Here is a 12,678-nt window from a genome sequence, read left to right on the forward strand (position 1 = left end):
CCCGCGCGGGTCCCGCCGCCGGTGGCCTCTATCGGGCCCGCAACCACCAGTCGAAACGCAGGCACAGCCTCCCGCCGAGCCAGTACTCGCTCCAGTCGCCGAGGCTCAGCGGCGAGCAGCCCGTCGGAGACAACGGTGCGGTGGGCAAGGACGGCGTGGGCCAAGTCGCCGGTTCGTCGGCGCGGCCGAAGAGGGCGGACCGGTAGGCCAGGGACGATCTGGGATTGGCCCCGCACTGCCAGACTCCGTGCGGGCAGTAGTCGGTCAGCGTGTTGTACAGCGGCTTGTGCATATCGATCCAGGCGAGCATACGCCGCATGTATTCGACGTTGTCCCCGTTACGGAAGAGCCCCCATTCGGGGTAGGAAATGGGCTTGTTATGGGATTTCGCGAAGTCCACTTGTGCTTGAAGTCCGTAGGGCTCTTTCACCTGCTCGTCGAAGGAAACTCCTCGCGGCTGGTCGTACGTGTCCATGCCGATGATGTCGACCGTGTCGTCCCCCGGGTAGCACTGCGTCCAGGGAACGGCGTCCCGGCCCCGGCTCGGCGTGAAGTCGAACCGGAATTTCTGGCCCGGCACCGAACGCATGGTGGTGACGATCCTGTTCCAGTACGACTTCCATGCCGTCGGGTCGGGTCCACAGCGATGGGTGTAGGTCGTGCCGTTCATCTCCCAGCCGAGCACCAGTACCGTGTCCGGCACGTTCAACGCGACCAGCCGCTCGGCGAGGGTACGGAAGTGCTGGTCGAAGTGCCCGGCCGCGCCCTGCCGCAGCAGCAACCTGACCTCGGCGTCGGAGACACCCTCCTCGTTGCGCTCCTGCATGGGCACGTTGAGGACGAAGATCCTGTCGTCCTTCGCCGTGCGCCAGCGCGCCCACGGCGTGAGGAAGCTGTAAGTGCCCTCGATGTTGCTCCAACGATCCCCCGGCAGATAGGTGTGGCCGACGCGCAGCTCCGCGCCACCCAGCCACCTGCTGAGCCCCGTCATGCCGTACACGCCCCGGACTCCGGAGTCGAGGAAGGCGCCGAAGGCGGGGCGCTCGCTGCCGGGCGACGAGGTCGTCGGCGCGGCGGCGGAACTCGACGGGGCCGGTTTCGACGGTTCGGTGACGGGCGGGATCGCGAGGTCCGGGGTGACCGCGGATGCCTGCGGCGCGACCGACGGGGCCACCGCGGGCAACGTGGAAACCGACGGCCTCGGGGTGGCCGCCGGCGGAGCGGAAGGACCGGCGAAGGGCCCCGTCCCCGCCGCGAAGCCGGTACCGGAGGCCAGCGCGGCCGAAACGCCGACCGCCGCCACGACGACCGCCAGCCGCCTGGTCCGGGCCCGACACTGTTGTAGAACCATGCCTGCTCCTTTCTCCGCTCTCCTGCTGTCTTCTGCCCGGGCGTTTCTTTTGCCGCTGTTGGTCTTCTGCATTTCTTTCCGTATTACTACTCCGCATTACTGACACCCAGTCACATGAAGTCAGTCACATGAAATGGCGTAACGCCACCGCGGTTACGGCTTTCGAGTGGCTCGCTCGCCCGCACGAGTGAGCCGATCCGAAGGAGTGAAGTCCGTGCAGCTGCTCGACACCCGTGTCCCCGCCGTTCTGCTGCGGATCGACCGGAATCCCTTTCACCATGGAACGTTGGGCGCCGTGCGTTCGCTCGGCAGAGCGGGAGTGGAGGTGCATGTGGTCGCCGATTCCACGGGAAGTCCCGTATCCAGATCGCGTTTCCTACGGGAGATGCATCCACCGCCGCCACCCGGGTCGTCCCCCCACGAGATCGCCGTCGTGCTGCGCCGGGTGGCCACCCGGATCGCGCGCCCCGCCGTCCTGATCCCGATGGACGACGCGAGCGCGGTCGCCGTCAGCCGTATGCGTGGGGAACTGGCGCCCTCCTATCTGTTGCCCGCCGGGCCCGGCGCCCTGCCCGAGCACGTCGCCGACAAGGCTGGTCTGGCCGCCGTCTGCGCGTCCTTGGACATCGCGCACCCGGTGACCCTGGTCCCGGACAGCCCGGCGCAGGCCGCCGACGCCACCTGGCGGCTGGGACTTCCGCTGGTGGCGAAGTGGAGCCGACCCTGGCTGGTACCCGCCGGCAGCGCACTGCACAGCACGGTGCTGGTGACCTCCGCTCAGCAGGCCCGGGAGCTGTATCGCCGCACCGAGGAGGCCGGCAGCCCGCTGCTGCTGCAGGCGTATCTGCCGCCGGGTCCGAACCGCGACTGGTTCTTCCACGGATACGCCGACCGCTCCGGCGTCGTGCGCGCGGGCGGGCCGGGCCGCAAGCAGCGGGCGTGGCCGAGCGGGGCGGGCCTGACCGCCGTCGGCTGCTGGACGGCGAACCCGCAGGTGCAGGCGCTCGCCGAGCGGCTCACCAGCGAGCTCGGCTACCGCGGCATCTTCGACCTCGACTTCCGCCGCTGCGGCACGACGGGCCTCTATCACCTGCTCGACTTCAACCCGCGTCCCGGCGCCCAGTTCCGGCTCTTCTCCGACTCTGCCGGACTGGATGTCGTACGCGCCCTGCATCTCGACCTGACGCACCGTCCCCTGCCGGAGGCCGCACCGCTGGTGGGGCGGTCGTTCGTGGTGGAGAACTACGCCCCGCTCGCCGCGCTGCGGCCCGCGCCGCGCGGCCGCGAACTCGCCTGGCACGCCGCGGACGACCCCGCTCCCGGCCGGGCGATGTGGACCCTGTGGTGCCGCCATGTGTCCCGTCGACTGCGGGAGCGGCTGCGCGCGGCCCCGTCGGTGCCCGCACCGACACGCGTGGTCCGTCAGACGGCCGCATCGCCCCTCACCGACGACAAGAAAGCGAGCAGTTGCTGATGTACGACTTGCTGGTGGTGGGCGCCGGCCCATACGGCCTGTCCATCGCGTCGCACGCCGCGACCGCCGGGCTCGACCTGCGCGTCCTCGGGCGGCCCATGGCGTCCTGGCGGTCCCACATGGCCCGCGGCATGTACCTGAAGTCGGAGCCATGGGCCTCCAACCTCGCCGATCCCGACGGTCGCTGGCGTCTGGACGCGTACTGCGCAGCCTCCGGGCTCACGGCGCGTCACGCGGAGCCGATCCCGGTGGAGACATTCGCCGAGTACGGCCTGTGGTTCGCGCGCAACGCCGTGCCGCAGGTGGACGAGCGCATGGTGAGCCGGGTGGCGGCCGGTCCGATCGGCTTCGAAGCGGTCACCGAGGACGGAGAGGTGCTGCGCGCCCGGACGGTGGCGCTGGCGGTCGGCGTCATGCCCTTCACAGAGGTGCCTTCCCCCCTGCGCGGCCTGCACCCCGCACTCGTCACGCACAGCAGCGACCACCGTGACCTCGGCCGCTTCCGCGGCATGGACGTCACGGTGGTCGGCGGCGGCCAGGCAGCCCTGGAGACAGCGGCGCTCCTCGCCGAACAAGGCACGCGCGTACGGCTGCTGGCGCGGGCGCAACGACTGCGTTGGAACGACGTGCCGCCACCTTTGCAGCGCCTCTGGTGGCAGTCGGCCCGCACCCCGCACAGCGGCCTCGGCTGCGGCTGGCGCAACTGGTTCTACGCCGAGCGTCCTGACCTCTTCCGTCGCCTCCCCGAGTCGACCCGCACCCGCATCGCGGCCACGGCGCTGGGACCGGCGGGCGCCTGGTGGGTACGGGACCGGGTCGAGCCGGTGGTGGAGATGCTGCTCGGCCACGAGATCGCCGCGGCCCGTGCGGTGCCGGGCGGCGTAAGGCTGGAGACGGTGAGCCGGACCGGGGAACTGAGCTTCCTGGACACCGAACACGTGATCGCGGCCACGGGCTTCCGCGCGGCCCTTGACCGGCTCGACCTGCTCTCCGCCGAATTGCGCGCGAGCCTGACAACGACAGCCGACGGCTCCCCCGTTGTCGGGCGGGACTTCGAGTCCTCGTGCCAGGGGCTGTTCCTGGCAGGCCTGCTGACGGCCTCCTCCTTCGGCCCCGCCATGCGCTTCGTCCACGGAGCGACCTTCACGGCGACGACGCTTGTACAAGGAGTACGCCACCGACTGCGCACCACCGCCCCGCCCGCCCAGATGATGCCGGTGCCGGTGGGCCGGGGGCGCGCAGAAGCACCGTGAAAGACGCGCCGTCGGCGGAGGGGGTGTCGGGTGCCGGAGGCGGCGCTTCCTCCGGCACCCCGAGCGGAGCGCTATCGACGGGACTCGGCTCGGCCTCGTCGGTACAGGATGGCGCCGCTCGTCAAGAGCAGCGCGGCGATGCCCGACGCCGCCAGCACCTGCTCGTCGGTGCCGGTCTCGGGCAGGGAGGGCGGTTGTGTCGGGGGCGAGGCCGGTGGCGTCCGCGGCGGGGTGCTGGGCGGAGCGGTCGGGGGCACCGATGCGGGCGGTGGCTTCATCGGCGGCGTGGTGGGGGGCGGTGACGCCGGCGGCGTGGTGCGGGGCGTCGTGGGCGGTGAGGTGGGGGGCGTGATGGGGGGCGTCGTGGGCGGTGTGTCGCCATAGCCATAGTCGTCGCCGTAGCCGCTGTCGTCGCCGTACCCGTAGTCGTCGCCGTACCCGGCGGCGTCGCCGCGATCACTGTCGTTTCCGTGGTCGCCGTGCTCGCGCCCGTCAGCGGGGGCGGAGTCGTGGACAGCGCCCTGCCACCCGCTTGAATTCGGGCCGCTGATGCGGGAGTTCGCGGAAAGCTGGTCGGCCGCGGTGCTCACGTCGCTGGTGTCGGGGCGCGCGCTGGCGAGACCGTTCTCCAGGGTGTGGAGGACACTGTCGGCGGGCCGGGCATCAGGCGTGTCGGACAGGGCGCCGAGTGAGCCCCCCGGGGTCTCCCCTGGGGGCGAGTCCGCGAACGCCGGAATGACGTACAGGGACAGCACACTCGTCGCGGCGGCGGTCACGACCATTCCCTTGCTCAGGTTCTTTCGCAATCTCGTGTCTTTCTGATCGAATAAGTGGGAAGATCCGGCCGACGCGGCAGTCAGTTCCTCCTTTTCTTCCCACCGTTGCGCCGGGAAGCGACTTCACGCCTGCCGTAGTTTCGTCGCCACCCGATTTTCCGGCTGGTCCAGTGATGGGACCCGGTGAAGTGCCAGTACTGACAGTCGGAGCATCGGTAGATGCGATCCGGGATCCTGTCCAACAGCGGCTGCCTGACCAGCCAGACCCTCGCCTCGGATTCAGTACGGAACGACGCCTTCCCTGTCTCCGGGCAACGCGGCAGGATAATTACATCAGTCACTTTTCCTCCGAGGCGCGACTCGGCGCACATTCCACAGAAGGATGGAATCGATGCTGCCTCAGCAGTAAACCCCCGGATCAAGCGGACGCCCGCCTTACGGATGAGTAGCCACCAAGCTTCATCCGAATGGCCCCGCATTGGCCGCTGATGTGAATTGCGCTGATCGGATGATCTCTGATGAACACGCCGCTCTGCTCGAGCCCAGAAGAAACGCCGATCCCGTTATATGAAAAAAGTCAGCGGCCATCGAGGGATGGCCGCCGCCCACATCGGATCAACTCAGCGCATGCGCGAAGAGATCCGGCTTCATTCAGTTCTGAATCCGCCTGGGTCTCCTGGATCAGCGACTGCCGCCATCTGGAGCGACCTGCGTGCAGAAATTTCCAATATTCGTAATACTGTCGCCCAAAACAGTGATCGGCGCATTGACCTCGACCAGGGCGCCGGACCTGTATTCCTGTTCACATTTCAGGAACTGCGCGTTTTCGATGGTGGCATCGGGCTGATCGTCACCAGGGCCGTGGGCCTGGGCGGCCCCGGCACCCGTCAGGCTGATGCTGCTGATGGCGGTTGTCACCAGCATGATCTTCTTGAACCTGTGCACACGTAACTCCATGGTTGACTCGCGGCCACTACGAAACGTCGTGGCTCCGTCCAGAACTGCAAAAGAGATGTCGAGCTTCTGCCATCTCGACATCTCCTGTTTGCGAATTATTGCCGCCGGCCCGTTCGACCCATAGCCACCGGATCGATCAAGGTGTCCGACCCGGCAAGCGTTGGAGCAGCGGGTCTCGCAGTGAAGGCGCAAGACCCGCCTCTCCGCCGCACGTCGGTTCAGTCTTCGACGTGGGCCGCCGCGCAGAAGTTTCCGATGTTCTGCTCCAGGTCGCCACCGGCCGCAGGAACGGAGGTGAAGAGCGATTCAGAAGCGAACGACTGCTCGCACTTCACGACCTGCAGGTTGTCGACGGGGACCGGGAACGGGCCGTCGTTGGCGCTGGCAACCCCGCTGCCCGCAAGGCCGAGACCGCCGACCACGGCCACCAGGGCCGCGGTCTTCTTGAGCTTGTTCATCACGTCTCCGATTTCTTCACGCACACGGACCCCCTTACGGACCGTGTCCGACTCGTCACAGACGCTAACACGAATCTCTCTTGCTGCACCATTTCAGACACGCCGGATTGAATTGGACCAATCAAGTTATGCACACCTTTTACGACAACCGGAGTAGCCGGGCGATCCGGTTGACTTGGAATTTGATATTGCAGGTATGCGAATTCCCTCAGGCCGACCTCGTGTCCACACCCAGGGAACCGGCAGCACAGTGGCGCGCATAACGCGTCCCCACCGGCGGTGCGGGGACACAGCCAGCGACCCGCTGCGGCCAATACGCCGTAAACGCGCAGCGGGCGATGCGACGCCACGGGGACTTCCCGCCGACCCACAGCAGGAGACCCACAACAAAGCGCCCCGGAAGGTCAATACCCTTCCGGGGCAACAGTCCCGCAGGCACCACAGCGCCTATATCAGTCCTCGGCGTCGACCGCCGTAAAGCAGGAGCTGCCGATACGCGACTCTGCCTCACCACCGATGTCCACAGGAGAGGCGGCGGATCCGGTGCCGCCGGCGAACGTCTGCTCGCAGCCCACGACCTGCAGGTTCTCGGCGACCGGGAACGGGCCGCCGTTGGCGCTGGCAACCCCGCTGCCCACAAGGCCGAGACCGCCGACCACGGCCACCAGGGCCGCGGTCTTCTTGAGCTTGTTCATCACGTCTCCGATTCCTTCACGCACACGGACCCCCTTACGGACCGTGTCCGACTCGTCACAGACGCTAACACGAATCCCTCTTATTGCGCTATTTCGGACGCGCCGGATCAATTGGGAAATAATTAAGCTATGCATATCTTTTACGACAACCTGAGCAGCTGGGCGATCCAGTTGACCCAGGAATTGATAGGGCAGGTATGCGCATTCCACACCGACAGCGACACAGGGACGCCGAAGAACCACAACAAAGCGCCTCCGGCGGACAGTGGGAACAAGGGCGTACCTCTTGTTCCCACTGCCCGCCGGAGGCGTCTTCTTTTCGCGCCCCGGAAGGTCAACACCCTTCCGGGGCACCAGTCCCGCAGGCACCACAGCGCCTACATCAGTCCTCGGCGTTGACCGCCGAGCAGAAGTTGCCGACGTTCTGCTCCAGGTCGCCAGTGGCCGTGGGCGAGGCAACGAAGCCGGTGCCGGCGTCGAACGTCTGCTCGCACTCCACGATCTGCAGGTTGCCGATGCCGTACGGGAACGGGTCGTCGTAGTCGTGGCCACCGCTGGCGCTGGCAACCCCGCCGCCGGCAAGGCCGAGGCCGCCAACCATGACCGCTACGGCCGCAGCCTTCTTGAGCTTGTTCATCACGTCTCCGATTCCTTCACGCACACGGGCCTCCTTACGGACCGTGTCCGACTCGTCACTGAAGCTAACACGGGCCTCTCTTAACGCACCATTTCCGATACGACCGACTGAGTGACACAAATCGAGTTACGCCCCTTTTGGCGCAACTGACTCACGGGACCCGGGCGTTCGCGGGATGGGCGACGGCGGCCGTTTCGCTCAGGCGGGTGCCGGCAAGGTAGCGGCGGCAGGAGCGCAGACGGTGGTGGTCTGGCCGTTGGCCACCAGCGTGGCGCACACCTGCTGGAGGACCCTGGGCACGGTGATGGTGGTCGTCTGCTGAACATCCGCCTGAACGGTCTGTTGCAGCCTCGCGATTTCGACGCCATTCGCGGTGATCCTCACCCCGACGGCCTGCGTCGCCCGGCACTGGATGCTGACGGAGACCGTACTGGTCGTCGCGGTGTCGACCTTCTGGACGCCGACCGCGCAAGGGAAGTCCGGCTGCTGCGCAGCGGCCTGGGCCGGCGCGGCGGCGAAGAGCGGCGCGGATGCCAGCAGCGCGACGGCCGCCGAGCGGAGCATGCGGTGAGACAAAGGTCCTCCCAGGAACTGGGGCAGCCGGGCGGTTGCCCTTGAATGCGGCACCACAAATGCCCTTTAGGTGCCTTTCCGGGATGATGCGACCATAGGTTCCCGAGCCGTGCAACGCGGGTACTCCGCTCGGCCGAAGACCCGGCCTGCCGGTCCGGAGGGTGTCAGCTGCGGTACAGCGCCTCGATCTCCTCCGCGTACGCCGCCGTCACCGCGTGACGCCTGATTTTCATCGACGGTGTGAGCAGGCCGCTGTCCTCGTTGAACTCGCCTTCCACCAGCCGGAATTGACGGATCGACTCGGCCCGGGAGACCGCCTGGTTGGCGTAGTCCACCGCCTTCTGGACGTCGGCGCGCATCCGGGGGTCGGTGACGATCTCGGAGAGCGGGGTGTCCGGGGTCATGCCGCGTACATGCAGCCAGTGGGACACGTCTTCGGGGTCGAGGGTGATCAGGGCGGCGACGTACGGGCGGTTGTCGCCGACGACGATGCACTGGCCGACCGGGGGGCGGCTGCGCAGGCGGTCCTCCAGGACGGCCGGGGAAACGTTCTTGCCGCCGGAGGTGATGAGGACGTCCTTCTTACGGCCGGTGATGGTGAGGTAGCCGTCCTCGTCGAGCGCGCCCAAGTCGCCGGTGGCGAACCAGTCGTCGGTGAGGGCGGCGTCGGTGGCGACCGGGTTGTTCCAGTACGTGCCGAAGACGATGCCGCCCTTGATGAGGACCTCGCCGTCGTCGGCGATGCGGATCGCGGTGCCGGGGACGGGCTGGCCGACGGTGCCGGGGCGGGGTTTGAGGGGCGGGACGATGGTGGCGGCCGCGGTGGTCTCGGTGAGGCCGTAGCCCTCGTAGACGATGATCCCGGCGGCGTAGAAGAAGAGGTTGAGGTCGCGGTCGAGCGGGGAGCCGCCGCTGATGGCGTAGCGCATACGGCCGCCGAGTTCCTTGCGGATGCGGCGGTAGACCAGCAGGTCGTACAGGGCCCAGGCGGCGTACAGGCCGGGGGTCGGGCCGGGGCCACTGTCCAGGAACTTGTCGAGGTAGGCGCGGGCGAAGCGGACGCCGAGGCGGTGGGCGCGGTCGAAGGAGGCGCCGCGGCCGATGCGTTCGGCGGTGGCGCGGCCGGTGGCGTGGATCCGTTCGAAGAGGTACGGGACGCCGACGAGGAAGGTGGGGCGGAACTTCTTGAGTGCGGGCCGGAGTTCGTCGGGCTTGATGCTCGGGCAGTGGCCGATCTCGATGCGGGCCATCAGGCAGGCGATCTGGATCGTACGGCCGAGGATGTGGGCGAGCGGGAGGAAGAGCAGGGTGGAGGCGACCTGGCCGGAGACCGCCATGAAGACGGGGTGGAGCAACTCGACCGTGTTGGCGGCCTCCGCGTGGAGGTTGGCGTGGGTGAGGACGCAGCCCTTGGGGCGGCCTGTGGTGCCTGAGGTGTAGCAGATGGTCGCGGCCGTGTCGGGGGTGAGTGCGGCGCGGCGCTTGGTGACCTCGTCGTCGGGGATGCCCCGGCCCAGGTCGGCGAGTTGGGCCAGAGCGGCCAGGTCCAGCTGCCAGACGTGCGGGGGCTGGGAGTGGCGGGCGGTGGCGGTGGCGACGGCGGCCGCGTTCTCGGGGGTCTCCACGATCACGAAGCGGGAGCCGGAGTCCCGGACGATCCACTCGATCTGCTCGGGCGAGGACGTGGCGTAGATGGGGACGGACTGGCCACCGGCCGCCCAGACGGCGAAGTCGAGGACCGTCCACTCGTAGCGGGTGCGGGACATCACCGCGACGCGGCCGCCGGGTTCGAGGCCGGCGGCGATCAACCCCTTGGCGGTGGCGGTGACTTCGCGGGCGAAGGCGGTGGCGGTGACCGGGTGGTAGGTGCCGTGGTGGTCGGCGCGGCGCAGGACCACGGCGTCAGGGGCCTCGGTCGCGTTGACGAAGGGCAGGTCCGCGATGCTGCCGCCGGCGGGGCGGGGGGCGAGGGCGGGTGTGTGTGCCTCGCGGACGACACCCCGCGCGTCCCGGACGACCTCGACCCTGACCCGGTCGGCCAGGTCGGTGCGCTGCTTCGCCCGGTTCAAGTCCTTGCGTACGCCCATCACGGCTCCCCGAGGCCGACGACTCCTACATTACTGGCGAGTCAACTTACCGGTGCGTAAGGAATTTTCAATGGTTTCGGCGGACTCCGGAGAACAGGTGGGGGCGTGTGATAGGCGTGGATCATGCGCCCCCACCGCCTCAGGTCCGTCCTGATATCCGCCTGTGTCTCCGTCTGTGTCGCGTCCGCCGTGGCTCTGTCCGGTGCCGTGCCGGCCGTCGCCGAGTCCTCCTCCGCTCCCTCTCGTACGGTTGCGGAGGCCCGATCGCTCACCGTGCTGACCGATCTGTTCGCGGAGCGGCTGCTCGTCGCGGACAAGGTCGCGGCGGCCAAGTACGGCACGGCCACTCCGATCGACGATCCGGTGCGGGAGAAGGCGATCCTCGACGATGTGGCGGCGCGGGCGGTGGGGCTCGGCCTCGATCCGGAGGCCGTGGTCGCCGTGTTCCGGGATCAGATCGAGGCCAACAAGCTGGTGCAGCGCGGCCTTTACGCCCGCTGGGACGCGCATCCGGAGGAGCGGCCGACCGAGCGGCCCGATCTGGTGAAGGAGGTCCGGCCGGTGCTGGACCGGATCACCACACAGCTGCTGACCGCGCTCCAGGAGACGGAGTCCCTGCGGGCCGGGGCGTCGTGCGAGCCCCGGCTGCGGGCGGCGGCGCTGCGATCGGCGTTCGAACACCGGCTGGACCGGCTGCACGGGAAGGGGCTGGTGCGGGCGTTGCCCTCGGTGTGCGAGGGCAGGCCCTAACCCAGCATCCCGTCCGCCGTTTCGATCGCCTCGGCCAGGTCGTACACGTCCTTGTCCTCGCGGTCCCGGGCCAAGTCGTCGGCGCGGTAGGACAGTTCGCGGATGGAGGGGCGGCCCGGGAGGTCGGACCAGCGGGCGTCGGACTGGCGGAGGCTGTCGGCGAAGTAGGCGGCTACGGCGGCGAGCCTCAGGCCGTACGGCGAAGAGGCCCACAGGTCGCCGTGCAGGGACGAGGCCTCCATATCGGCTGATTCCTCGTGCGGGGTGCGGCTGTCGGGGTCGAGCCAGCGGACGGTGGCGGTGGCGAGGTGGCCTTCGGCGCCGGACTTGGTGCGGACGGCGTAGAGGGCGGTGACCATGTGGCCGGGGCCCACCTCGCCGCCGTCGACGCGGTCGTCGCGGAAGTCCTCGTCGGCGACCTGCCGGTTGTCGTAGCCGATCAGGCGGAACTCCTCGACCGTCTCCGGGTCGAAGGAGACCTGGGCCTTGGCGTCGCGGGCGGTGAGGTCGACGTGGCGCGGGAGTTCCTCGCAGAAGACCTTCTCGGCCTCCTCCTCGGTGGAGACGTAGGTGGTGTGGCCGTCGCCCTTGTCGGCGAGTTGTTCCATGAGGGCGTCGCCGTAGTCGCTGCCGACGCCGACGCCGAAGAGGGTGATCCCGTGTTCACGGCGTTCGCCCGCGATGCGTTCGAGGATGGTGTCGGCGTCCGTGGAGCCGGTGTTGGCGAGGGCGTCGGAGAGGAGCACGACACGGTTGGTGGCGCCCCTCCGCAGGCCCTCGACGGCGGTCTCGTAGCCGGTCTCGACCCCCGCGGCGAGGTTGGTGGAGTCGGTGGGTTCCAGGCTGTCGACCGCCGCACGGATCTCACCGCGGTTGTCGTCGAGGCGGGTCATCGGCAGGACGGTCTCGGCCTCGTCGCTGAAGGTGACGATGGCGACGGAGTCGTCGTCGCGCAGCCGGTTCGTCATCGTGCGCAGGGCGTCCTGGGCGAGGTCGAGGCGGCCCGGTTCGGACATGGAGCCGGAGACGTCGATGACGAAGGTGAGTGCGGCGGGCGGGCGTTTGCTGTCGCCCTCGGCGGCGCGGGTGGCGAGGCCGACGCGGACGAGGGACCAGTTTTCGTCGTGGGTGCGGGCGCCGTCGACGGTGACCGAGAAGCCGTCGCCGTCGGGGCGTTCGTAGTCCTGGCGGAAGCTGTTGACGAACTCCTCCGGGCGGACCGTCGACGGGTCGGGCAGGCTGCCGTCGTCCAGGGTGCGGCGGGCGTAGCCGTAGGAGGCGGTGTCGACGTCGAGGGCGAAGGTGGAGAGGTAGTCCGGGGACGGGGCGATGTCCCGGGACTCGTCGTCCGGCTGCTCGCCCCGCTGTTCGCCGGTGCCGGTGCCCTCGGGAGCCGGGGCCGGGAAGCCGTCGTCGGGTCGGCTGTCGGCCTGTCCTCGGTCGTACGACGAGGAGTTGCCGCGCTCACCGCTCTCGCCGCAGCCGGTGAGGAGCAGCGCGCCGGCCGTGCCCAGGGCGAGGAGTGCGGTGCTCAGCCGTCGCCGTGTCGTCGGCCTCGGCCTCGTTGTCGGCATGCTCCTGCGATACGTGCGCATCCGGGCCCCCTAGCCACGTCACCTGTCGCCTTTCCGTGGGCGACTGTTGTGACTGTGACGGCGGAGGGGACC

At 68.8% G+C, this 12,678-nt stretch carries 12 protein-coding genes; 3 read left to right on the plus strand and 9 right to left on the minus strand.

What is annotated here, in order from left to right:
- Positions 1–28 precede the first annotated feature (28 nt).
- Positions 29–1,351 carry a glycoside hydrolase family 26 protein gene (locus JIX55_RS18860; protein ID WP_257564478.1) on the minus strand — a complete coding sequence of 441 codons (1,323 nt, stop codon included), beginning with the start codon at positions 1,349–1,351 and terminating at the stop codon, positions 29–31.
- Positions 1,352–1,565: 214 nt separating this feature from the next.
- Here JIX55_RS18860 and JIX55_RS18865 point away from each other — a divergent pair, with 214 nt between their 5' ends.
- Together JIX55_RS18865 and JIX55_RS18870 are read left to right on the plus strand one after the other, a co-directional pair.
- On the plus strand, positions 1,566–2,825 hold the full coding sequence (locus JIX55_RS18865; protein ID WP_257564479.1) for a carboxylate--amine ligase: 1,260 nt from the start codon (positions 1,566–1,568) through the stop codon (positions 2,823–2,825).
- Positions 2,825–4,078, plus strand: coding sequence for a lysine N(6)-hydroxylase/L-ornithine N(5)-oxygenase family protein (locus tag JIX55_RS18870; protein WP_257564480.1), 1,254 nt, complete (start codon positions 2,825–2,827; stop codon positions 4,076–4,078). The genes JIX55_RS18865 and JIX55_RS18870 overlap by 1 nt, the downstream gene beginning before the upstream one ends.
- 71 nt (positions 4,079–4,149) lie before the next feature.
- Here JIX55_RS18870 and JIX55_RS18875 read toward each other — a convergent pair whose 3' ends face one another.
- The 7 genes from JIX55_RS18875 to JIX55_RS18905 all read right to left on the minus strand — a co-directional run bounded on the left by JIX55_RS18875 (position 4,150) and on the right by JIX55_RS18905 (position 10,261).
- Positions 4,150–4,884: an LPXTG cell wall anchor domain-containing protein gene (locus JIX55_RS18875; RefSeq protein ID WP_257564481.1), complete on the minus strand. Its 735-nt coding sequence runs from the start codon at positions 4,882–4,884 to the stop codon at positions 4,150–4,152.
- Positions 4,885–5,535: 651 nt separating this feature from the next.
- Positions 5,536–5,799 (minus strand): hypothetical protein, encoded by a 264-nt coding sequence (locus tag JIX55_RS18880; RefSeq protein ID WP_257564482.1) that lies wholly within the window; start codon positions 5,797–5,799, stop codon positions 5,536–5,538.
- 230 nt (positions 5,800–6,029) lie between these two features.
- The gene (locus tag JIX55_RS18885; protein WP_257564483.1) at positions 6,030–6,293 is read right to left on the minus strand and encodes a hypothetical protein; all 264 of its coding nucleotides are present in this window, start codon (positions 6,291–6,293) and stop codon (positions 6,030–6,032) included.
- 428 nt (positions 6,294–6,721) lie between these two features.
- Entirely contained in the window at positions 6,722–6,988 is a 267-nt protein-coding gene (locus JIX55_RS18890) for a hypothetical protein (protein ID WP_257564484.1), read from the minus strand.
- A gap of 358 nt (positions 6,989–7,346) precedes the next feature.
- Positions 7,347–7,601: a hypothetical protein gene (locus JIX55_RS18895; RefSeq protein ID WP_257569380.1), complete on the minus strand. Its 255-nt coding sequence runs from the start codon at positions 7,599–7,601 to the stop codon at positions 7,347–7,349.
- Positions 7,602–7,799: 198 nt separating this feature from the next.
- On the minus strand, positions 7,800–8,165 hold the full coding sequence (locus JIX55_RS18900; RefSeq protein ID WP_257564485.1) for a hypothetical protein: 366 nt from the start codon (positions 8,163–8,165) through the stop codon (positions 7,800–7,802).
- A 173-nt stretch (positions 8,166–8,338) separates the two neighbouring features.
- Positions 8,339–10,261, minus strand: coding sequence for an AMP-dependent synthetase/ligase (locus JIX55_RS18905; protein WP_257564486.1), 1,923 nt, complete (start codon positions 10,259–10,261; stop codon positions 8,339–8,341).
- A gap of 123 nt (positions 10,262–10,384) precedes the next feature.
- Here JIX55_RS18905 and JIX55_RS18910 point away from each other — a divergent pair, with 123 nt between their 5' ends.
- A complete protein-coding gene (locus JIX55_RS18910) occupies positions 10,385–11,011 on the plus strand; it encodes a chorismate mutase (protein ID WP_257564487.1) in 627 nt (208 codons plus the stop codon).
- Here JIX55_RS18910 and JIX55_RS18915 read toward each other — a convergent pair.
- Complete coding sequence (locus JIX55_RS18915; protein WP_257564488.1) at positions 11,008–12,606, minus strand: vWA domain-containing protein; 1,599 nt, start codon at positions 12,604–12,606, stop codon at positions 11,008–11,010. The two genes, JIX55_RS18910 and JIX55_RS18915, sit on opposite strands and share 4 nt — an antisense overlap.
- Between the last annotated feature and the right edge of the window lie 72 nt (positions 12,607–12,678).

The sequence above is a fragment of the Streptomyces sp. DSM 40750 genome, assembly GCF_024612035.1.
GTDB lineage: Bacteria > Actinomycetota > Actinomycetes > Streptomycetales > Streptomycetaceae > Streptomyces.

Excerpts from the sequence above, each read along its gene's own strand:
- JIX55_RS18870 (WP_257564480.1), top strand. The coding sequence starts at position 2,825 with ATGTACGACTTGCTGGTGGTGGGCGCCGGCCCATACGGCCTGTCCATC.
- JIX55_RS18915 (WP_257564488.1), bottom strand. The coding sequence starts at position 12,606 with ATGCGCACGTATCGCAGGAGCATGCCGACAACGAGGCCGAGGCCGACG.
- JIX55_RS18905 (WP_257564486.1), bottom strand. The coding sequence starts at position 10,261 with ATGGGCGTACGCAAGGACTTGAACCGGGCGAAGCAGCGCACCGACCTG.
- JIX55_RS18900 (WP_257564485.1), bottom strand. The coding sequence starts at position 8,165 with ATGCTCCGCTCGGCGGCCGTCGCGCTGCTGGCATCCGCGCCGCTCTTC.
- JIX55_RS18910 (WP_257564487.1), top strand. The coding sequence starts at position 10,385 with ATGCGCCCCCACCGCCTCAGGTCCGTCCTGATATCCGCCTGTGTCTCC.
- JIX55_RS18860 (WP_257564478.1), bottom strand. The coding sequence starts at position 1,351 with ATGGTTCTACAACAGTGTCGGGCCCGGACCAGGCGGCTGGCGGTCGTC.
- JIX55_RS18895 (WP_257569380.1), bottom strand. The coding sequence starts at position 7,601 with ATGAACAAGCTCAAGAAGGCTGCGGCCGTAGCGGTCATGGTTGGCGGC.